The sequence below is a fragment of the Roseimaritima multifibrata genome (assembly GCF_007741495.1).
Taxonomy (GTDB): domain Bacteria; phylum Planctomycetota; class Planctomycetia; order Pirellulales; family Pirellulaceae; genus Roseimaritima; species Roseimaritima multifibrata.
In genome coordinates, this window is record NZ_CP036262.1 from 5,770,716 (window position 1) to 5,793,336 (window position 22,621).

Genomic DNA, 22,621 nt, shown 5'->3' on the forward strand with positions numbered 1-22,621 from the left:
ACGGCCTACGTTGTCCATTCCCTAGAGGTTAAGAATTGACCTACCAACTGTTACTTGTCGAAGACGACCACGAACTTGCGTCAATGGTTACCGATTTTCTTCGTGGGGAAGGGTACGCGGTCACGTCCGAATCGAATGGCAAAGTAGCGGCTCAACGGATTCAGAACGAATCCTATGATGCCGTTATTCTGGATATCGGACTGCCAGGAATGGATGGCATCACGATCTGCAAAACCGTGCGTCCTCATTTCGAAGGACCGATCCTCGTCCTGACCGCTCGAGGCGACGAGATCGATGAAGTCGTCGCACTAGAAGTCGGCGCGGACGATTATATGGCGAAACCGGTCCGCCCACGTGCGCTTCTGGCCCGCCTGAAGGTCCACCTGCGAAGAAACACAACCGGCTTGCAACCACCTGCAAACAGCAGGATATGCGTCAACGATCTAACGATTGACGCGGCAAGCCGGACGGTCGAAGTCGGCTCGAAACCGGTCAGCCTAACCACTGCTGAGTTTGATTTACTGTGGTACCTTGCCGAACGAGCCGGGACGGTCGTGCAAAGAAGTGATATCTACGAAGCCCTTCAAGGTTTGCCATACGACGGCCTCGATCGTTCGATCGATTTGCGGGTTTCTAGGCTGCGAAAAAAGATTGAACTCGATTCGAATACACCTTTGCGCGTCAAGTCGATTCGCGGCATCGGCTACCTACTGGCAACTTAATATGACGCGACTGTTCCTACGGTTCTACTTAGGCGTCATCGTGATCCTGCTGATCTCGTGGCTGATCCTAGGATATATCTATCGCCTGCGGGCGGAGGCCGAAAACCGTAAGGTTATCGAACAGGCTTTGTCGGGGGGGGTCCGGTTGGCGGAACAACAATGGATCGCGGCTCTCGCCAAAGGGGAGGACGTCCGTGCGGAGGAATTCGAAGCGATTCAAAAAGCGTTTGAATACCCGGTCTACACCGACTCCTTTGCAACGCTTTCGGTCAATGACACCCGACGACAGCGATTGCTGGCTGGCGAAGTCGTCTTCGGCGGCGACCGCATGCTCACCTTGTTGCCGGATAAAGAAACCATTTTGGGGTTTGGCCCCCTGCCACGATTCGTCGGCCCTTCACAACTGGAAGCCTTTGCCGGCCTGGGATCGATTTTTGCATTCTCTGCCGTCGCGATCGCCCTCCTTCTGCGCCCCGTCGCTGTCCAGCTCCGAGCCGTTGAAAGGACGGCGACCGCCATCGCCGAAGGAGACCTGACAGCTCGTATCGACCAACCGACTGCCCATCGCAGGCTCCCTCTAGCCAAGGCGTTCAATTCGATGGCGGATCGGATCGAAACGTTACTCCGTAACCAACGCGAACTTCTACAAGCCGTTTCCCATGAACTTCGCACCCCACTGGCCCGAATTCGCTTTGCCGCAGAATTGATTTCCTCTTCCAAGACCGACGAGGACCGCAGCAAACGCCTGACATCAGTCGACCAAGCGACCCAGGAACTGGATGACCTTGTCGGCGAACTGCTGACGTACGTTCGCATGGAATCGGCTGCAACCAATTCGCATGACGAAGCATTTGACATCGTCGAAAACCTTTGCGACCTGCGCGATTCCCTTGCGCCGCTCTACCCAGAAGTCCAGTTCTTCGTCGCGGACGAATCCGAAACAGTCTTTGTTGCCGGAAACGCAAACAGCCTCACTCGCGTCCTCCGCAATTTGCTTTGCAACGCCGGCAGATACGCCGAAAGCAAGGTCGAAGCCAAGGTTCACAAAACGTCCAGCAAGATTGTTATCACCGTCGAAGACGACGGCCTAGGAATCCCTGCAGCCGATCGAGAAAAAGTATTCGATCCCTTCGTCCGACTAGACCATTCAAAAGGGAATGGGTCGGGACTGGGGTTAGCTCTTGTCCAGCGGATTGTCCTCAGCCATGGCGGAACGGTTACCGCCCTCTGCAGTGACCTTGGCGGAGCTAAAATTGCAATTGAATTACCTCAAATGCCCCCGGCTGATGAAGTTTAATTCGGTCATGAAGATTTAATGAATCGGTTTTCAATTGCTCTGCCAATCGATTAGGATGCAGTGCCCCCTCCATCCCCCCGCGATCGCAACCCCAGAGAAAATTGCATGAGCACCTCACCGTATGGCACCACAAACGGACGTCGAGCCTTTGTCAAAGATGGAGTTCTGCTTCTCACCGCAATGAGTTTGGGAAACCAAGCTTTATCAGCCCCACTTGCGAAACGAGAGTCTGTGAAGATCGGTCTGATTACCGACCTTCACTATGCTGACAAACCGCCTGGCGGCTCACGCCACTACCGCGATACCCCAGCCAAACTAGCGCAAGCCGGAATTGAATTTCAAAAAGAAAAACCGAACTTCGTTGTTGAATTAGGGGACCTGATCGACGCGGCCAGTTCGGTCAAAACCGAGCAAACCTACTTGCGTAAAATCAATGCCGAATTTTCACAAGTCTGCCCAGAACGGTATTACGTGTTAGGAAATCACTGCGTCGATACCCTCCACAAAGAGGAGTTCCTCTCCGAAGTCGAACAGCCCAAATCGTTCTATTCGTTTGACCGTGGTGGGTACCATTTCGTGGTCTTAGACTCGTGCTTCCGGTCAGACGGCCAGCCCTACGGACGCAAGAATTTTACCTGGACCGACGCAAACATTCCGGCGGAGGAATTGGAGTGGCTGACGGCGGACCTAGAAGCGAATTCAAAACCGACAATCGTGTTCGCCCATCAGCGTCTGGACGTCAGCAACAATCATGGCGTAAAGAACTGCCCTGAAGTACGAAAAGTGCTCGAAAAAAGCGGTCTGGTCGAAGCGGTCTTTCAAGGACATAGCCATCAGAATGACCTAAACGAAATCAATGGCATCCATTACTGCACAATGGTGGCAATGGTGGAGGGAGCCGGGATCGACAACAACGGATTCTCCCTGCTTAACCTGAACGCCGATGGAACCATTCACCTAAAGGGCTTCCACAAACAACAAGCCTACGACTGGAAGTGAAGTAAAGAAGACGGTTGCCCAAACGGCTAACGACTGCGGTGGGAACTCCCAGTCGCAGTCGTATAGGTTTCAGCCCATGTGCCTGAGAATGCTGCGTATCGATTCGGGAACAAAAAAAGCCCAGCCGCCACGTTTCCGTAGCGACCAGGCATCTATATCGACGGCTCTTCGGTCGTTGATCGAACTATTCACCGTCAACGTCGACATCCACCCTACCGTTTCCGACGTCGACATTCACACGTCCGTCACGCAGACGGTCCCGGAGCGGACGGCGGTTAACTTTGTAACGCTGATCCAGTTCCTTCACAAAGTTGCGATCTGCAAAGTTGGGCCAGTGATCCTGGTCGAAACCTTTGGCACCGTCCAACTGTTCTTCGGTAACATCAAGGACCAGCACAAAATCGTCTCGGTCCTCCGCTGCCCGCTTGTACTGAAAAGCTTCGAAGGGGACGGCAAACAGGTCATCGCCAAGGCCTAAGAAACCGCCGTAAGTCACTGCGACATAACGGATTTTTCCGCTTTTCTCGTCCAAGACGATGTCGTTGATTTCACCGACCGATTCCCCTTGGTTGTTCTGGATGTTCATCCCGATCAACTGACTAACACGAACGGTTGCGCCGCGAGTCTTAGCATCCATCCGCCCCGACGGGTCCGCCTGAGCGTTGACTTCTACGGATTGGCGTTTGAGTCGTTCTTTCTGCGCGCCGTCCTGTGCTTGCAGGGAAGCAACCCCGAGAAGAGCGACCGCAAGTGCAGCGACGGAATACTGAAGTGATTTGTACATGATTATTCTCTTTGTATGGTTCAATGCAAACTTGATTAACAGCGTTGAAGACTTTGCCGTTGCAGGCAGTTAACAGTTACAGGAGCCTTCGAATTCTTTCACCTGTTTCTCGGCTTCGTCCTTAGCGATGCCGTATCGCTCTTGGATTTGCCCAACAAGCTGATCCCGTTTCCCGGCAACTTTGTCCAGATCGTCGCTGGTAAGATCGCCCCATTTTTCTTTGGCTTGACCACGTACTTGTTTCCACTTTCCTTCGATTTGATCCCAATTCATCGTATTTCTCCTAAGCACTTTAGACATCGAATTAACAGACTTCCGCAAACCAACTTCGAAACATTCCAAATCGGTTAGCGGTTGCGAACTGAAAGTGAAAGATCGCAAACGTTATGCCAATCAAATGCCCGCATGCACGGCGCTGCCCACAACTCCCAGCATTCATTGACTTTCACGCAGAACGACGCAATCACGGACGGGCACCGCTGCGCAGCGGTACTCGTAAAAGAGTCAGGTTGGTCGAAAATCGACAACCAGTCGGGCAATCGTCTATTGGTCACGCCTTGAGCGTCTCACTCACGCCCAACCTTTCGGGCGGGCATGAAAAGAATAAGTGAAGAAAGTCTGGCTCCCCTCGCCCTCAAAACAAGCTCACTTAAAACAGGGTTGATACTGGATCAACGGTTCGCCAGCTAATTCAATGAAGGTCAATTAAAAGGCTTGTTTTTGGGGAGAGGGGCTGGGGGGGGGGGGCCGACAGCGTTGGGCAAGGCGTGGCATAATCGGCTGAAATCCGAGGCTTTCACTGCGTCTTCGCTGCAAAATCGCCGGCTGGAAATCTCCCCCTCTCCCCCAGCCCCTCTCCCCCAAGCAAACTCCCCTAAATCAAACAAAGAGGCAGAGATCACGCAATGAGCTAGCAGAGATTTCTTCCGCAACAAAGAGCTCGCTTAGGGGCGAGGGGAGCCAGACTTTCTTCATTTATAAATCGCACGTCCCTCGGGCCTTTCGCTGACGATGGTTCCTATTCCCGGGAGCTTGGCAGCCCCGGTGGATGCGCAAGCATAAAAGAAAGGGCCGACACAAAAACGCAATGTCGATGCCTACAGGGTATACCTGCAACGTTCGCTACCGAGGGATTACGAACATATCGAACGGCTGAATTGCAAAGAGCGCAACTCCGAAATGCATAAGCGAGGGACCAGAAACAGGGTCCCTCGCTTACGCAGCGGGTTAGGATTTTCTAAGGCACTAGCATACGGACACACAAAATGGCTCAGGTTTGGTTCCGCCAACAAATGCTTGCAACGAAGCCTTTATTGCAAATCGGTAACGCGTGAGGAAACCTGCTGCTCCAGAAAAGCATGCAGTTCTTGTGGGCGGTCGGTCCCAACAATGAAAACACCTCGGTCTAACTGCAGCAAGACGCAGTCTCTTCCCCAAAGGTTCCAGATCCAGCCACCCTTTGAACTCCAGTGGATCCCCCAACCGTCCATGAGCGACGACCGAACGACTTCCACCGACTGAATGTCGCGATAGGGTACGGTTCTTCGAAAGAGAGGCAACGGTCCGAACCGAACGGACAAGGCTTCTCCCTCGTCTTCAACTTTTAGATAGTGAAACGAGGCGGCCAACAGAAGGACGATCCCTCCGATCATCGGTAGAAACCATTGCCCCAGCCATTGATTCTGCAGCGACAAACTGATCACAAAGAGGAGCAGGGCATTGGCATAAAGCAACAGGCACAATGGAGCCCGCTGCGTGTGGCTGTAGTTCGTATCCATTCTTGGATTCCAATGCGGCTAGGTCTGCAACCGAAGGTCCCCAAGTCTACCACGCCCCATCGACTTCACCGTCATCAAAGACCGTCACAAGTTCGGGGAATCGTAAAGCGGCTAGACGGCCTTTGAAGGTACCGTTGAATTTCGGTTTCCTCCGTTCCTCCCAGCGTTTGGCGACCCCGTAATCGATACAGCGCGCATTCCGTCCCGATTTGGCCTTGGGATCCAACGAAGAGTAATGCCCATAGATACACAGTTCCTCTTCCTCGTATGAATTCCACCAAGCCACACGGTCGGTCTTCCGGCTATTGGTTTTCAATGCGAGCGGATCTTGAAGTTTGAATTCGAACCCCGAGGTGATGACCTTTACGGGATTTTGATTTTGATGAATCAGCTGCCGCGTCACATCACACTCATCGCCGCTGATTCGCTCCGCTTCGATCCGTTCATAACTGGATTGATACAGTTCCAGAACGTCGGTTGCCGCCTGGGCTTCTGCGACCATCGCTGGATGCCAGCACGCATGAAGAATACGCACTCCCTCGCCGCTTAGGACTAGGGGAAGTTCCTGAAAGAGCTCTAACGTATCCCTGCGGACTTCTTCGTCGGCAAGCACGGCAGGAGTTGGCTCTCCGCTCATATCCAAGGAGGCTGACTCGCCGTAGAACCACAAATTATCGGGCTTACGTCTTCCCAACATCAGGTTCAGATCATGATTCCCAAGAACCGATTGGGCTCTTTCTGCAGCCACCAGATCCGCGACAAAGTTTACCACGCCGGGGCTGTTGGGGCCTCGATCGACCAGGTCGCCAACAAAAACCAGTCGGCGGCCACCTGGATGGCGGCCCTGATCGTCGTATCCCAGATAATAAAGCAGGGCTTGCAGAGCATCCAACTCCCCATGCACGTCTCCCACCACATCGATTGCCCCTTTGAACAAGGGACGAACCAGAGCCAATGTCATCGTTTAATTTTACCTTTAAAACCTTCTACTAGAATCTCTTTCGCAGGCCTTGAGAGCGCCTTGATTTGCAACTCTCTTTTCAGTGCGGAACCATGATCCGCCTGGGATTCTTCGAAAGCAACGACGACGGGAGTCCGGCCGCGAGTGTACCTAGCTCCTTTGCCGCCGTTGTGTTGCTGAACTCGCCGAGCGATGTCTTTGGTGATGCCCGTATAGAGCGACCCATCGGCACATCGCAAAATGTAGACCCACCAAGCATCTACGATCGCTTTCTCCATTTCCTCGACTCCATCCGAACAAGAACCGTCCATTTCTTTTCCTTGCAGCCTGCCTACTTCGCTGGCAAGGTTTCGACAAACTCGGCCGCCCGTTGAATCCAGCGATCAAGACCTTCAGCGGTTTCAATCCCATCCGGTTCGATCAAAGCCCAACCTTTCATCACTTTGCCTGTGATATCCATCGGCTTGGCATGCGGGTCTGATTGAGTCTGTTCATGCTGATCTTTGGGCAACCGGACCATCAGATGATCCTTCCAGGGGGCAACGCACATGTTACCGTTCAACATAAAACAGACACCGCCGAACATTTTCCGCTCGGAATAGCCGTCATGATGTTGAAAGAGCCCACGAATCCTCGCCGCCAACCGTTCGCTATCTTTTCGCATGCGACCTTTCCCAGCCTTTATGGTTTGGCGATCCAGTTCAACTGAGGTGCTGCATCCGCGAAATTCCACACTCGAACTTCGCCATCAAATCCGCCGGTAAGCATCTTTTGACCGGCTCCTTCCGCGTTCGCTTGCAACGCCAAAGAGAGCACCCAATCAGCATGCCCCACAAATTCAAGATCGACTTTATTGCTGGTCAAATCGATTCGCAACATTTTGTGACTGGCACAGGGCACAAAGACCTTATCGCCAATCCGGATTAGTTTAAAGGCATCTCCCCCCAACCCGACCAGCGCCGTCCGTTTGCCATCACTGGCATTCCAACGATGCAGTTTTGCATCGGCGCCGCTGGTTAGAACCTGAGTCCCATCAGCGGTAAACGCGACCCCACGTACCGCCGCACCATGTCCGAGGTAGGTGGTCACAAGCGATCCGGTCTCGGCGTCATACACTTTGGCCGATTTATCGCGGCTTGCCGAGGCCATCTGCTTTCCATCTTCACTCCAGCAAACGGCGGTCACCCAATCCGCATGACTGGCGATGGTCCTGGTTTCTTGCTGGGTTTGCACGTCAAAGATTCGGATCGAACTATCGGACGTAGCGATTGCCAATTCGTTGCTATTGGGGCGAAAAGCAAGATCAAACAAAACGTCATCGGATCGTGCGATCACCCCTTTGATTTCGCCAGTTGAAAAATCGACCAACCGTACCTCTCCACTTTTTCCCGGCTCGCCACACGCCACGGCCAACATCGCACCATCGGATGAAAAGGCGAGGTCATAGACGCGTTGGCCAATGTTCTTGATCCTCCGGACCAAACTAGAATCGGCCGCATTCCAGACCAGCACTTCGTGAAGCCCCCCGGTAACGACCTGTGTTCCATCGGGAGAAAACTGAACGGCGACGACAGGAACCGCACGCGAATAATTTTCGGGGGGATCGGCATAGGTTGGCGGCGGAATCACGCGCATCAACTGCTCGCTACCATCCGATCCGTCAAAGACGCCTCCGGCTTCAATCCATGTTTTCACCAACGCAATTTGCTCGGATGTTAGCGGCTCGCTTTCAGCCGGCATGCGTTCGGATTCATCACAGGTCAATCGCCGCAGCAATTCACTAACCGCTCCTTTCTCTTTCGCCACCGGGACTTCTTCGGAATCCCCCGGTTTCAGCAATTCATCGTAGGTATCGACCCGGTAACCACCTTCCGCCTTTTTGGCACCATGGCACGCCAAACAATGTTCAAGCAGTAGCGGAGCAATATCTTTTCGGAAGCTGACCTCCGGTTCCGCTGCACGCGTCAGGGGCGAGCAGACGTGAAGCGTCAGTAAAACCAGTAGCAGCGATGTCAAATTTCTCATGATGTTCCTTTGCAGTCTTTTAAATCGAGGTGAAGCTTTCCGGAATCAATGCTGAAACAGGAATTCGTCGGTGTTAAACAACGCCCAGCAAACATCCTCAACTCCACTTGCTGGGTCCTCGACTTTGGCACAGTGTGCCAGCGCGGCCTTCAGTTCGACCTCTTCGGGCGGTCGACAGACAGCAGCAACATAAAGCTCGGTAATCGTTTCTTCCAACGATTTCCCAGCCGCCAACGCTACACGAAACCGATTCTTAGGATCGCGTAATTTTTTGTGCATCATCGGCCCATTAAATAACTCAATCGCCATCCCCAGGTTCGAATCTTCCGCCCGTTCACAAGCACAAACCGTGCTCCGTTCGGGCTGACCAAAGGTTTTGAGGAAATCGACTTTGACAACATCCGGAGCAGGCAACTGGGTCGCCAGCGTACCGGCGGGCAGGGTGCCATAGGTTTGCGATAAACCAAGTGTTTGGTTGATCGCGTCCAACAACTGTTCAGCTCCCAGCAGTCTTGGCTGTTGATGAGAAAAATACTTTTCATCTGGACCGTTAAATTCATTCGTTCGGTAACTTGCCTGGTAGGTTCGGCTGCGTGCGATCGCCCGCAACAGATGCTTTCGATCGTAGCCACTTTCGACAAAGTCTTTTTCCAACGCGTCCAGCAACAAAGAGTTCGCCGGCGGATTCGAATCACGAAAATCGTCAATCGGATCGACGATCCCACGGGCAAACAATTGGCTCCAAATTCGGTTTGCTTCGATCCTCGCAAAATAGGGATTGTTCGGTTCGACCAGCCATTCGGCAAACGCATCACGTCGATCCTGATCGCCTTCCGCTTCCAAACTACCGCGTTGTGGCAACCAAGGTTTCATCACCTCTCCGGTCCGCGGCTGAGTCACCTCGCCGTCGGAGCGGGCATAAACAAACATCTCGCCAGGACGCTCGGTCTTCCTTCTTTGTACACGGGTGAAGAACGCACCTAAACCGTAATAATTATCCTGCGTCCAACGTTCGAACGGGTGGTTGTGGCATTTGGCACACTGCAAACGGGCTCCCAAAAACACCTGGGAGATCGTTTCCACACACTCATTCATGTCGGTCGCCGTGCGGTAGAAATTGGCAGGCGGATTTGCCAGCGTACTCCCACTACCGGTCAAAAGCTGCTTCGCGAATTCATCGTAAGGCATGTTCTCCTGCAATGATTCTTCCACCCAGCGATGGTATTTGTGAACGCCTTCTTCTCCGACCAGTTTGCTAGTCATTCGAAGCAGGTCTCCCCACTTCAATGCCCAGAACTTGGCGTACTCTTCTCGTTCTAATAACTCATCCACCAACTTTTCGCGTTTGTCTGGCGAAGTATCCGCAAGGAACGCCTTCGTGCGCTCAACCGTCGGCAAACTTCCGATCAGGTCTAAACTCACTCTCCGCAGGTACTCTGCATCACTGCAGGTTTCCGACGGCTGATATTGCAATTGCATCAATTTCGCATTCACCAATTCATCGATGTAATTATTTGGTGTGGGGGCCGCCCAAGCGAAACTATCATTTTGTTCGACAAACATCAGAGGCAGCGATTCAATGTGTTCTAAGAACCGAACCAGGATCGCGATTTCGCCTCTCTGCTGTGGCGTGACGAAGCCATTCACATCGACCGTGGCGACGCTGGTGTCCGAGGTTTCGTACGAAGCCAATTCGGTCACATCACGAGTGGTTCCATCGGCAAAGTGGGCCGTCACCGCCAATTGCTGGCCGCCGTCGGCAACCGCCAAGACCTGCTTCTCGTTGGGATAGATTTCCAATCGTTCAACACGTGGCGTATTGGGCGGATCGACTTGGGCTCCTCCAGCAATCCAGTCATGTAGCACTTGGTAGGCTGCATCCGTTTTACGCAGTTGCTTGCCGCCGCCATGAGCAACGCTCATCATCGGTTTTAACAGCAGCAAACTTTCTGCGGGATCCAATGTATGAACCCGCCGTCCGAAGTCTTCACGGATCAACGTCAGTTCATCAAGTTTGATGTCAAAGGCACGGAGCGAAAGACGAAAGCCACCTTTCCCGCTGGGGGATCCATGACAGGCTCCCGAATTGCAGCCTTGTTTTGACAAAGCGACCAGCGCTTCCGATTCGAATGCGACCGGTCGGTCTACAGACGCCTGAACAACGGTCACGGGAACAACCTGCTTGGTGCCCCCCACTTCCACGATCACCTCGGTTTGACCATCCGATTTTGGATACAGGACGCCCCCTTCAAGAAAGGCGATTTCCGGATTGGCGACCGTCATTCGTGCTAACCGAGTCCAATCGCGTGGGGTTTGATTTGATTTCATTCCACTGACCACCAAACGCTGGTGACTGCGACGGTCCTTCAATTCAACCTTCCCTGGAAAGACCGCAATCTGTGTGGGGGCATCGATTGCCGGAATCGCAATCGGTTGGCTATCGATGGCAAAATCCTGTCCCGCATATTTACTGGCAGCATGCAATTTCACGGTCAACGCGGCCCCCGCGTCTGCAGCGATCGCCAATTCTAGTTCTGCTTGGGTTTGGTCGGCGGCAATCACAATCGATGCCGGACCTTGAATTCCTGGCGAAGGTTCCAGCAATGTAATGGTAACTGGCTGAGGATCGCTCCCCTCCCGTTTGACCTGCACACGCGCTTTTGCTTTGCCGCCCCGAATCACCGGCTCCAAAAACTCCAGCGACGCCGACAGCGGATCGATCCAAGTGATCGGTAAGTTTGCAGAAACGATTTGCCCATGCCCTCCCGATTCACCGAAAACCAGCAGCGGCAACGCGGCGACATCGGCCGCATCGGGGCTCGCGTCGGTCAGTGTCACGGTATAGGTATCTTTGTCGGCTGCCGCCGCAAGGTTCCAACCTGACGGCAGGCTGGTCCCCAGAATGGTAACACCTTCTTTAAAACCTTCTTGCAATCGCTTCAGCGTAAAAACAGCGGAATGGGACTTTAAAGGACGAGCAAACAGTGCAGGGCTGGCCGGTTCCAGTGCAAAAGGAGCGTCGGTTTTTGCCGTTCCCGTAAGAAACACTCGCCCATTTCGCCAACTTGGTGGCGAGAGGATTGCTGGGCTTTTCACCCGTTGCAATGATCGGCTTTCAACCAATCGCTGCTGAGTCGGCGTCTGCACATTGGTCGCAAGCAAATTCAAATTGACGATTTGATCCGCCGTCCAGTTCGGCTCGGCGACCACATAGACGCGGTATTCAGCCGCTTTGGCAGGGATCCTAGGATTAAGCACTCGCAGCCCCTCAACCGGCGTGGCAAGCGACAGATCGATCTCTCCATCGTAGCCGAATCGATCGATCGTCAAATCGATCGCACAGGCACCATGTTCCGTTTGGATAGCAAACGAATCCCGCGTCTTTGCATCGGGTTTTAAGGTGATCGAAAACGTCCCGGCCGGAATGATTTCAAACCAATAACCAAATTCCGCACCACCCCGCTTTAGCAAATCATTGACGACCAACTTGTAGTCGCCGTCTTCCGCGAACGTGTAGTCAAAACTCCACTCGTCAGCTTCGGTTACCTTGGTTTCTGCAACCTTCGCGCCGGCCGCATTTTGCAATTGCATCACCAATCGGGTCGGCAATCCCAGGCTCCGTGTGCGTGAGCGAATCCGGATCGCCTGTCCCTTTTTCCCGGTTACCATATATTCGTCGACCTCACCCTCTGCGGCCAGATGACCATTCAGACCGACGGGAAAGGAAAGTGGTTCGGCGACTGCAGCTTCAATCTTTTGAGGATGTTCACTAACCGCAACCGATCCCCATGCTGCCGACTTGCCATCTTTTAAACGGAGCGAAACGTTAAGAGGCTGCATGGTATCCGGGGGAACCGACAACGGATGCATTTCCATCACCTCGGGTGCCTGACCAAGCAGACCAATCGAAGCTTCCTGGCCTGCCTGAACAACCATCGGGAACGGCGCGGTCAAAACAGGAAAGTCTCCAACCCGCAGATAGTAGGCGGCACCGGCAGCCTTGTGCCGGCTATCGCTGATTTCAATCCGATAGTCGCCCGCTGTCGCAAACGTGTATTCGAAACGGCAGTCAGGACCACTTCCACCATCGTCGGCCAAATGAAGGGTTTTGCCGGCAGCGTCTAGCAACCGGACCACGGGGTCCATCGTCGACAACAATGGTTGAGTGTGAACTTCAAACGCCAGCCGCTGATTTTCCGCAACCGTCAATTGATAAAAATCACTCCGTGCTGGCTCACAGACTCCCTGAACCGCCGCCAGGACCGGAATCGCTTGAGCGGTTTCCGGCGTATGATTTTTGCCGGTATCGATCGTTAGCGGTAATCCATCGATCAACAACGTTTGTTCTTTCAATAGCCCATTGGCCGCCGTCACCCAGATTCCGGTAGGCCCTTGTTGAATATCGGCGGGCACTTTGAACTGAACGATCCCTTTGGTCGCTTCGACACTTTCATTCGTGATTTCACTCCCCGGAATGCTACTCAGCAGTCGCAGGGAATCATTCAAAGCGGCACCATGGACCGTCAATTTTGACGTCTCGCCGGGGCGAAGACCGATTGGCGCAACGGAGGTTACTGACTGGGCATTCGCAAGCGGAGCCCCGCCAATCCCCAGCGACGCGGCAAGCGTCGAAAAAATCAATAACCCCTGTACTCGTTGCAACCACATAGTCGATTCTGTATTTATTGCTAATGAACGGATAAAAGACATTTTGGTTCCCCTCTAACTCAATCCGGCGATCGGTTCGCCGTTGTAGATGTGGTGCGGACGATCCTGAGCATCCCGCCATGCGGCGGTTGCCGGAATCCCCAGCGCGTCATAGATCGTCGCCGCGAAGTTTTCGGGTTTGACAGGACGCTCCGACGGGTACGCACCATGGGCATCGGTTTTCCCAATCACGTTCCCTCCCTGAATCCCTCCACCGGCAAACAACACCGACTGTGCCGCCCCCCAATGGTCGCGTCCCGCTTGCTTGTAATGTTTTTCTAGCAGGGTGATCTGTGGCGTTCGTCCAAATTCGCCCGCCATGACGATCAATGTTTCATCCAGTTCGCCGGTCGACTTCAGGTCATCCAACAACGCCGACACAGCACGATCGGTTGGCGGAAATAGATTGTTCTTTAAATGCGGAAACGCATTGCCATGCGTATCCCATGTTTCATCATTCCCCAAATTGACCTGCACTAAATTGACGCCCGCGGCGACCAAACGACGAGCCATCAAAAGGGACCAGCCAAAGGAATTGCGTCCATATCGATCGAGCGACTTTTCATCCGCTTTGGTGACGTTCAACGCCTCATGCACCGACGACTTGGTCATCAAAGAAACGGCGCCTTGCCGCATCCGATCGAAATTCGCAACCGCTTGAAAATCCGTTAAATGGCGACGTTGGTGCTTTAGCGTTTCCAACAACTGCAAACGCCCTTGGACCGTCTTCATCCCCAGCCCATCGGGGAGCGTCAGCTGCGGGGCTTGGAACAGTCGATCGTCTGGTTTTCCGCGATCTTGATGATCGAAATGATATTCAGGAAACGCCCCATAGGATGTATTGTGAAACGGCGAAGCTTCGATCATCCACGGATCGTGCTGGGTTCCCATGTTGCCCGCGTGTTGGCCCGGAATGATTCGCCCCGATGAATGGACCAGGCGCTCAGGAAGCACGACCGCAGGAGGCAAATTGTTTCGAGGCGTGGTCGCGTACCCGGCAAGGGCTGCGATCGACGCACGATCTTCACGGCTTGGCTTATTCGGACTAAAACCGGTGGGCAAGTCAGAATGCCCGGTCAACATCACGTGGTGGGCCGCAGAATGTTCATTAATGGGATGAGTCAACGAGCGGCAGAGCGCCCACATGCGACTTCGCTCGGCCAGCATCGGTAGATGCTCACAGATCTGCAGACCGGGCGTCTGAGTCGAAATCGGTCGGAACTCGCCGCGAATGTTTTCCGGAGCATCCGGCTTCATGTCGAAGCTCTCGTGTTGTGCCAAGCCACCGGAGAGAAAGATAAAGATGCAGGACTTCGCTTTACCAGACGGCGCAACGCCATCGGCCGCGGTCGCTTCGCGTAATCCAGCCAGGTGATTCGTCCCCAACCCCAGTAGACCGACGGCCCCGATCTGCATCGCCTGGCGACGCGAAGCGGAACGGTGACTCCAAAGTTTCGAACCTGTCTTGTGTGAAGAATGCGTCATGCTTTCTGCCCCGTATATAACGAAGTAATCGGAATGCCGTTAAGAAGATCGTGAGGACGATTCAGGCGGTCATTGATCCGCACATCGTGATCGATACCAAGCGCGTTGAAGATGGTTGAACAGACATCCGCTGGCGACCAAGATTGCGTCACCGGATAGGCGGCTTGGGCGTCGGTTGTCCCCAGCACCTGACCACCCCGGACGCCGGCACCTGCAAACAAACCCGAATACGCGTGTGCCCAGTGATCCCGACCGGGGAGCGTCTGTCCCGGCAACGTCGATACCCGAGGCGTACGTCCAAATTCGCCCATCACAATCACCATCGTCTGGTCCATCAATCCTGATTCGGTCAGGTCATCGGTCAAGGCAGCAAGTCCCTGATCCAATTGTGGCAACAAGCGGTCTTTTAACTTGCCCCAGTTATCCGTATGCGTGTCCCAGGTTTGCACAATCCCCATCGTCGCCTGGACGATCGGCACGCCCGCTTCGACCATCCGTCGAGAAAGCAAAAGGGATTGGCCAAATTGATTCCTCCCGTATCGATCTCGGGTCGCATCGGATTCCTGGCTGATTTCAAAAGCTTCCGTCATTTTGCCAGAAGTCAACAGATTAAACGCAATGTTTTGCTGATCGCGAAACGAATCGGAATCCGTTCCAGTAAGCGTCCGTCGCCCTTGGTTTAATGCTTCCAGCAATTCTCTTCGTGACTCCAGTCGCACCGGTGTGATTCCCTCACGCATCGCCAAAGCTTGCATGCGAAAATCAGCCGCGTTTGGATTGCCCTGAATCTGCCAGGGGTCGTGCTTCGCGCCTAAAAAACCAGCATGCTGCCCCGGCCATGTCAGCGGCCCTTCAATCAGATAGTTCGGCAAAGAAACTCCGGTAGGAACCCCATCGTTACGAGGGCGAACATAATCCAGTGCCGCGGCGAAATTGGGAAAATCGTTGCGTGTTTCCACGCGGTCCAAGTCGGAACCGCCTCTGGGAACCGGAGTTGGCCGGCCGGTCAATGCGACATGGGTCGCCAACAAATGATTGTGCTCGCGATGGGCAAGCGTTCGCACGATCGACCAGCGATCGGTCTGCTTGGCAAAAAGAGGCAGGTGTTCACAAACCCGAACACCGGGAATCGTCGTCCCAATGGTAGAAAAATCGCCTCGTACCTCGGCCGGTGCATCCGGTTTGGGATCAAGCATGTCCAATTGACTGGGACCGCCACTCAACATCACGATCAAGACCGACTTCGCTTTGCCAAACCCCTCAGGTGATTTTGGCGATGCCTGTGCAAAGGATCGCGGAACCGCCGTACCGATCACTCCCATCGTTCCCATTCGCAAGAATCCACGGCGATCCAAATGGTAACGCGGAGCACCACTTTTAGGGAAAGGAAGCATTTGCAACTCCAGCTTTCATGCAGTGCCACGTGCAAGTAGTGGCATGCCATTTATCTAGCCCACACCCGTGATTTCAATCACATCAGTGACAAACGGAGTGCAAAGCAGAAGAGGGAAGGGGGGAACGGAGGGGAAAGGGCCTGCTAAGCCCCTGAAACAATCAAGGAGGGAATTCATTGGAGCCGGCCTATTGTCCAGCATCCGTAGGTCGAATGCAACAAAAAAGGAAAAACCCGCAAGGATTCACAAAAGCGAGCCGAATCGCCGCGTTTTCGGGAATCCGATTTAGAGCTTATAGTGAATATCTATTAGAATTGCAGTTGAAGAAGCGGGTGACGGGTCCCCTTGCCGCTAACATGCCATGACGGTCGATCGTCGCTGGCGGTGTTCACGGCCCACCAACGACGCTTGATCCGCAACGTTCTTTTCTTTTTGACCATCACCGTATGCCTCTACCCAATCAACGCTCCCTTAGTCTCCTCTCATCACCACCCCGATTTTTTGCCGGGATAGGTGCGGTCATCCTGTGGACAGCACTGGCTTTCTGTGCACCACTCTCAGCAGACCAAGCAAGCAACGAACCGATCTACCAAGAACAGTTGCTTCCGTTGCTCCGCACCTACTGCCTGGATTGCCACGCGGTCGATGGCGATTCCGAAGTTCAATTGGACAAAGACCAATCGGCCCTGCAAGTCCAACAGAATCGCGCATTCTGGAACCACGTGGTGACTCAGGTTCGGTCGGGGTCGATGCCTCCTGCCGATGGTGAAGTGATGGATGCTGCCAATCGCGAAAAGATGCTTGAAACCATCGAAAAACTGGTCAACTCCGTCGATTGCGTACAGCAAGCCAATCCGGGAAAAGTCGCACTCCGGCGCCTGAACCGAATCGAATACCGCAATACCATTCACGATCTAACGGGGATCGATTATCAACCATCGGAAGGATTTCCCGGTGACGATGTGGGTTACGGTTTTGACAACATCGGCGACGTTCTTTCCTTGCCTCCGCTGCTGATGGAAAAGTACTTGGATGCAGCCGAGACGATTACAGGTCAAGCAATCATCACTCCGCTGGCTCCGCGGTTGTGGGAAATCAATATCAATCCTGCGACGATTGATAATGCCAAGAAGTATGTAAGACAAAATGGTTTGACGCTTGCCTCTCGCGGAACCGTCACTCTGAACACAGAAATCCCATTTACTGGGGACTACGTCCTCACCATGTCAGCGTCCGGGGATCAAGGCGGCGACGATCCCGTCCGCGTCGAAATCAAAGCGGGCAAGTTTCAAACCATCGTCGATGTCCCCAGCGAAGCCCCCGAGAACTATCCGGTTTCACTATCGCTTAAAAAAGGCAAGGCATCGATCGATCTGACCTTTACAAATGATTTCTACGTCGAGGGCAAAGTGGATCGCAACTTCCACCTTCACCACCTGCACCTGGAAGGAACGGAACGACAACCCGCGAAGATGCCTCCACTAAAACTGACCGACAATCATCGTAAAATCATCTTCGCCGTCCCCAGCGAAAAACTTTCGGCCGAAGACGCAACCACCCAAGTCTTAAGCCGTTTTGGAAGTCGCTCTTTCAGACGCCCCATAACGAAGGGTGAACTCGACCGACTATCCAAACTTGCTGCTCAAGTTCGCAGCGAAGGTGGCAGCTACGAAGAATCAATCCAAGTTGCAATCCAAGCGATCCTGGTTTCACCACACTTTTTGTATCGCGTCGAACAACCTGGAAAAGGAGATCCAGAGGCCCCGATGCCCTTGGTGTCACAATTTGAACTCGCCTCACGGCTCTCCTACTTCCTTTGGAGCAGCATGCCCGACGACGAATTGCTGCGGCTAGCCTATCGCGGAGAATTGCGAGACCCTGAAAAGCTGAGGGACAAGATTCGTCGCATGATTGCAGACCCTCGCGCCGCCCACTTCATCGAGAATTTTGCCGGTCAATGGCTACAGCTGCGAAACCTGGATCGCGTCCAACCCGACACCGAACAGTTTCCTGAATTTAGTGACGCCACTCGCGAGCAAATGAAACGCGAGACCTTACTTCTATTTGCTGAAGTACTGCGTAAAAACCTGCCGGTCACCACGCTATTGGATGCGGACTATACATTTCTAAACCACGATTTAGCCAAGTTCTATGGCATCCAGGGAATTAGCGGAGACGAATTTCGCAAGGTCGCCCTGGCGGACACACCACGTCGTGGGCTGCTGACCCACGCCAGCGTGCTGACGATCACCAGCAACGCCGGTCGCACCAGCCCGGTGAAACGTGGCAAATGGATCATGGAAAATCTATTAAACACGCCGCCACCACCAGCACCTCCCAACGTTCCAGAACTGGACAAGAGCGAGCTTTCGGGCACGCTTCGCGAACGAATGGAACAGCATCGCGCGAATCCTGCATGTGCTGCCTGCCATAACGTGATGGATCAGTTGGGTTTCGCCCTCGAGAACTTTGGCCCCGTCGGACATTGGCGAACACACGATGGAAAAGAGAAAATCGATAGCAGTGGAAAACTGCCGGACGGCACCGAATTCAACGGAGCCGCCGACCTAACCAATTTGCTTACCCATGCCCGACGCGAACAATTTGTACGCTGCTTAGCCGAAAAAACGTTGATCTACGCCGTTGGGCGTGGAACCGATTACTACGACCGATGCGCAATCGATGAAATCCTGGCTAAAATAGAAGACAATGACAGCCGATATGGCGACATGGTCTTTGCCATTATCGCCAGCGATCCATTCCAACGAGTGGGCTCGAGAAGCAACGATTAATCGATAGCCAGTCCCTAACCCTCTGTGATCAAGGAAGCCACTCGATGTCAAAAAGTCTATCGCGACGCACCGTCCTGCGAGGAATGGGCACGGCTCTGGCTTTACCTTGGCTGGATGTCATGTCCCCGACCCGCTTACTGGCAGCGAAGTCAACGCTCGCGGCGCCACCACTGCGGATGGGATTTTTCTACGTCCCCAATGGCATTCACATGCAGGACTGGACGCCAGACGCCGAAGGTTCGTCCTATGGCCTGACGCGAACGCTGGAACGCCTGAAAGAACACAAATCCGATTTCAATGTTCTGTCAGGTTTGACGCTTGATGGAGCGCGCGCCCACGGCGACGGGGGAGGGGATCACGCCCGCAGCGTGGCGGCTTTTCTAACGGGTGCCCACCCAAGGAAAACAAATGGTGCGGATATCAACAATCAAATATCCGTCGATCAAGCAACCGCGGCAAAGGTCGGCGATGCCACGCGGTTTGGATCATTGGAATTAGGTTTGGAAGCTAGCGCTCAAGCAGGGAACTGTGACAGCGGCTACAGCTGTGCGTATGCGTCCAACATGTCTTGGCGAGGCCCCACTCAACCGGTCGCAAAAGAAGTCGATCCAGGAGCGGTCTTCGATCGCTTGTTCGCTGCACAGTCTTCGAACGAAACTCGGCGGATGAAAAGCGTCCGCGAGAAGTACCGCAAAAGCATTATCGACTTCGCACTGGAAGATGCGAAAAGCCTGCACAAACAATTGCCTGCGATCGACCGCCGAAAACTGGATGAGTACCTCTACAGTATCCGCGATGTCGAAAAACGTGTTGCCGGTGCCGACAGGCTATCGGTCAATGAAGAAGGGGTCCCCGATTACCCGCGGCCCCGAGGTGTTCCAAAGGCGCTTAGCGAGCACTCGGAACTGATGATGGACATGATCACGTTGGCCTATCAGACCGACAGCACCCGGATCCTTTCGTTCATGTTCACCAATGCAGGTAGCAATCGCAGCTACCCGGAAATCGATATCAAAGAGGGGCATCACGAACTCTCTCATCACGGAAAAAGTGAATCCAAACAGAAGTCGATCGCCACCATCAACCGGTTTCATCTAGACCGCTTCGGCGAACTACTAAAACGACTAAAAGGAATTTCCGAAGGGGAGGGCACCTTGCTGGATAACTGCATGATCGTCTACGGCAGCGGAATCAGCGATGGCGACCGCCATAACCACGATGACCTACCAATCCTGCTGGCGGGTAAAGCAGGCGGCAGGATCGAATCGGGGCGTCACATAAAATACGAAAACGGAACCCCTCTTTGCAATCTGTACACATGGATGATGCAGCAGATGGGCGTGCAAACCGATTCGTTTGGCGACAGCAACGGAGTCATCAAGCTATAAAGCCCAAAGCGACGGGCCCAAAGCGACGGGCCCAAAGCGAACGTTCAAAAGCGAATGGAACCACCCCCACTCGCTTCCGAAAGCATCAGCATCCGATCACGCATCGATGCCATCACGAACCGACGATAGCCAGGAAGGCGGCAGATCCTGCAACTCGCTTTCCGACATGTCGGTGATTTTGCACCAGTTCTTTCAGCGTCCCTTCCCAGGCTATCATTCGCAGCGACTGCTTCCGCAGTGCTGCTAGTGGCACGCAACGAAGGAGATGCCGGGTTGAATTTGTCTGTGTAACTTCGTAAGCATTGGAAGTTATGAATGGGTTCGCCGTGGCGAAATTTCACGGTGGATGGCAAATCCATCGACGGCGCCGTCTATCGGGAAGATCGCCGAGAACGCATGAAAGCGTTAACCCGACGCATCTCAGGCGGGTGCATGAATAGATTTTGAGTTGAATTCCTGGTCCCGTTTGGAGAGCGATGGTGCTGAAGTTTTTGAGAACGATCTTGACAGACTTCAGCAATGATCGCTGTATGACACTGGCGGCTTCACTGGCGTATTACACGCTGTTCGCCTTGCCCCCGCTGCTGTATCTGTTGTTAATGTTGATGACGATCGCGTTATCGACCGCTTTCGGGCAGGTCGCAGCCGAGCAGCGCGCTAGCGATGTACTGCAGGAACAAGCGGCGGAACTGTTTGGCGATACGGCGGCGGTAAAGCAAGTCGCCGAAATACTGCAAAGCAGTCGAGACATGGGTGGGCAATGGTGGAAGACACTGCTTAGTTTTGTCGGCATCGCGGTCGGGGCCACGGGCGTGGTAGCTTCACTACAAGATGCAATGAATCGAGTTTGGCGAGTCAAGCCTGACCCGGCTCGCTCGACGATCCTCACCTGGTTGTCCAAACGCCTGCTTTCAATGTTGATGATCCTGGGCTTGGGATTCTTGCTACTGGCATCGATCGTGGTTTCAGCTGCATTGACTCATTTCGGTACGAAGCTGGCCGATTTTGTGAACCTTGGTGATACCTACGCGGTGGTCGTCAACTACGCCATGCAGTCGCTAGTTCCGCTGACTGTGTTTGCGGCAATCTTCAAATTCATGCCCGGCGCCATCGTTCGTTGGCGGGATGTACTTTTCGGTTCGATCGTCACGACCATTCTATTTTGGTTCGGCCGCTACGGTCTGCAGTGGTACATCACCAACCACAACCCGGCGGCGCATCTCGGTTCGGCGGCAGCATCGATGGTCGTGTTTCTCGTTTGGATTTACTACACCAGCATGATTTTCCTACTGGGTGCCGAAACGACGAAAAACATTTCGATTCGTTTCGGAGCAGGAGTCATACCGGATCGGCATTCGGTTGCGTTTCGAGAGGTGATTGTTGGCAACGAGCACAATCAGCGGCGAACCTAGCCAGACTTCTGCATCCCCTTGGCAAGCTCCCCCCAAATGTCGAATCCGGTTGCCGGAAAGGACTTGAGGGAAAACCCAAGCTAGACGACCGGAACATCAGGGAGATTGTTCAGTACCTGATCCCATGATTCGAAATCGTTCAAGCATTTAACAACGTTTGGCAAAGGATTCACGTAGATTTCTGGAAGGTCGAATTCACCCAAGTGCTGCGAGGCGAAAGCAAGCTGTTCCCGTGGCGGACAGAATTCCGCAAGAACATCCTCACGGTTACCACGCGCGTCCACACGGTGCCATCCAATATCTGGCAAGAAAATCGCGTTCAACCCGTGCAAGCAGTGCGGTGGAGCATCGCCGTCAACCGTTAGGCGTTGGTAGCACATTCCGGCAGGAATCCCGTTAGCACGCAACAGCGCGCAAAGCAGATGGCTCTTTGCGTAGCAGTAGCCGGTTCGGTGCAACAAAACATCCGAAGCAACACAGGTGACCGGATTCAACTTGTGGTCAGAACTATGGCGAATTTCGTCGCGAACAAATTCGAAGCATCGTCGAGCGGTTGCAAGCACGTCAGCGCCAGCAAGGTCCGCCGAAAGCCGCAGCACAGCGGGATCGCGAAAATTAACGATGTCACATGCTTCAAGGTAATCGTCGGGATCAGCCGTCATCGAGGTCGCCTAATGGAATGTCTTTTTTGTCACCGCCCTGACCGAAGCAGATGATCGGGAATTGCCAGACAGCCTACCAACAAAAGCCAAAGATGCGAAATGCGATCGCGAAACGACAGACTGTGCACCCACTGCAGTTTACTTCTAAGCTGACTGTCATCTCATTTTTTAATCTTAATCCTAATCTTAATCGTAATCCTAATCCCTCGCCCCTC

The 22,621-nt window shown here is 53.6% G+C and carries 17 protein-coding genes; 6 read left to right on the forward strand and 11 right to left on the reverse strand.

Features of this window, described 5'->3' with window-relative positions; all coding sequences use genetic code 11:
- Window positions 1–35 precede the first annotated feature (35 nt).
- The 3 genes from FF011L_RS21000 (at window position 36) to FF011L_RS21010 (ending at window position 3,018) form a co-directional block, all read left to right on the forward strand.
- On the forward strand, window positions 36–722 hold the full coding sequence (locus FF011L_RS21000) for a response regulator transcription factor (protein ID WP_145353948.1): 687 nt from the start codon (window positions 36–38) through the stop codon (window positions 720–722).
- A 1-nt stretch (window position 723) separates the two neighbouring features.
- A complete protein-coding gene (locus FF011L_RS21005; protein ID WP_145353949.1) occupies window positions 724–2,019 on the forward strand; it encodes an ATP-binding protein in 1,296 nt (431 codons plus the stop codon).
- A 105-nt stretch (window positions 2,020–2,124) separates the two neighbouring features.
- Complete coding sequence (locus FF011L_RS21010) at window positions 2,125–3,018, forward strand: metallophosphoesterase family protein (RefSeq protein ID WP_145353950.1); 894 nt, start codon at window positions 2,125–2,127, stop codon at window positions 3,016–3,018.
- Between the two features lie 184 nt (window positions 3,019–3,202).
- Here the strand turns inward: FF011L_RS21010 and FF011L_RS21015 are convergent, their stop codons facing one another.
- From FF011L_RS21015 to FF011L_RS21060, 10 genes are all read right to left on the reverse strand, one after another.
- On the reverse strand, window positions 3,203–3,802 hold the full coding sequence (locus FF011L_RS21015; RefSeq protein ID WP_145353951.1) for a PRC-barrel domain-containing protein: 600 nt from the start codon (window positions 3,800–3,802) through the stop codon (window positions 3,203–3,205).
- 69 nt (window positions 3,803–3,871) lie between these two features.
- Entirely contained in the window at window positions 3,872–4,075 is a 204-nt protein-coding gene (locus FF011L_RS21020; RefSeq protein ID WP_145353952.1) for a CsbD family protein, read from the reverse strand.
- A gap of 1,037 nt (window positions 4,076–5,112) precedes the next feature.
- The gene (locus FF011L_RS21025) at window positions 5,113–5,580 is read right to left on the reverse strand and encodes a hypothetical protein (RefSeq protein WP_145353953.1); all 468 of its coding nucleotides are present in this window, start codon (window positions 5,578–5,580) and stop codon (window positions 5,113–5,115) included.
- A 46-nt stretch (window positions 5,581–5,626) separates the two neighbouring features.
- On the reverse strand, window positions 5,627–6,541 hold the full coding sequence (locus FF011L_RS21030) for a metallophosphoesterase (RefSeq protein ID WP_145353954.1): 915 nt from the start codon (window positions 6,539–6,541) through the stop codon (window positions 5,627–5,629).
- Window positions 6,538–6,852 carry a GIY-YIG nuclease family protein gene (locus FF011L_RS21035; RefSeq protein ID WP_218932780.1) on the reverse strand — a complete coding sequence of 105 codons (315 nt, stop codon included), beginning with the start codon at window positions 6,850–6,852 and terminating at the stop codon, window positions 6,538–6,540. Before FF011L_RS21035 ends, FF011L_RS21030 begins: the two co-directional genes overlap by 4 nt.
- Window positions 6,853–6,872: 20 nt before the next feature.
- Window positions 6,873–7,205, reverse strand: coding sequence for a TfoX/Sxy family protein (locus FF011L_RS21040; RefSeq protein ID WP_145353955.1), 333 nt, complete (start codon window positions 7,203–7,205; stop codon window positions 6,873–6,875).
- Between the two features lie 17 nt (window positions 7,206–7,222).
- Complete coding sequence (locus FF011L_RS21045; protein WP_145353956.1) at window positions 7,223–8,566, reverse strand: c-type cytochrome domain-containing protein; 1,344 nt, start codon at window positions 8,564–8,566, stop codon at window positions 7,223–7,225.
- 45 nt (window positions 8,567–8,611) lie between these two features.
- Window positions 8,612–13,234 (reverse strand): DUF1549 domain-containing protein, encoded by a 4,623-nt coding sequence (locus tag FF011L_RS21050; protein WP_218932781.1) that lies wholly within the window; start codon window positions 13,232–13,234, stop codon window positions 8,612–8,614.
- Window positions 13,235–13,288: 54 nt separating this feature from the next.
- Window positions 13,289–14,758: a DUF1501 domain-containing protein gene (locus tag FF011L_RS21055; RefSeq protein ID WP_145353958.1), complete on the reverse strand. Its 1,470-nt coding sequence runs from the start codon at window positions 14,756–14,758 to the stop codon at window positions 13,289–13,291.
- Window positions 14,755–16,152, reverse strand: coding sequence for a DUF1501 domain-containing protein (locus tag FF011L_RS21060; protein WP_145353959.1), 1,398 nt, complete (start codon window positions 16,150–16,152; stop codon window positions 14,755–14,757). The genes FF011L_RS21055 and FF011L_RS21060 overlap by 4 nt, the downstream gene beginning before the upstream one ends.
- A gap of 446 nt (window positions 16,153–16,598) precedes the next feature.
- On the opposite strand from FF011L_RS21060, the gene FF011L_RS21065 reads away from it, so the two are divergent.
- From FF011L_RS21065 to FF011L_RS21075, 3 genes are all read left to right on the forward strand, one after another.
- Window positions 16,599–18,944 carry a DUF1592 domain-containing protein gene (locus FF011L_RS21065; protein WP_145353960.1) on the forward strand — a complete coding sequence of 782 codons (2,346 nt, stop codon included), beginning with the start codon at window positions 16,599–16,601 and terminating at the stop codon, window positions 18,942–18,944.
- A 44-nt stretch (window positions 18,945–18,988) separates the two neighbouring features.
- Window positions 18,989–20,332, forward strand: a complete 1,344-nt coding sequence (locus tag FF011L_RS21070; RefSeq protein ID WP_145353961.1) for a DUF1552 domain-containing protein — start codon at window positions 18,989–18,991, stop codon at window positions 20,330–20,332.
- Between the two features lie 476 nt (window positions 20,333–20,808).
- Window positions 20,809–21,744: a YihY/virulence factor BrkB family protein gene (locus tag FF011L_RS21075; RefSeq protein WP_315851695.1), complete on the forward strand. Its 936-nt coding sequence runs from the start codon at window positions 20,809–20,811 to the stop codon at window positions 21,742–21,744.
- An 80-nt stretch (window positions 21,745–21,824) separates the two neighbouring features.
- Here the strand turns inward: FF011L_RS21075 and FF011L_RS21080 are convergent, their stop codons facing one another.
- The gene (locus FF011L_RS21080; RefSeq protein ID WP_145353962.1) at window positions 21,825–22,406 is read right to left on the reverse strand and encodes a transglutaminase-like domain-containing protein; all 582 of its coding nucleotides are present in this window, start codon (window positions 22,404–22,406) and stop codon (window positions 21,825–21,827) included.
- Between the last annotated feature and the right edge of the window lie 215 nt (window positions 22,407–22,621).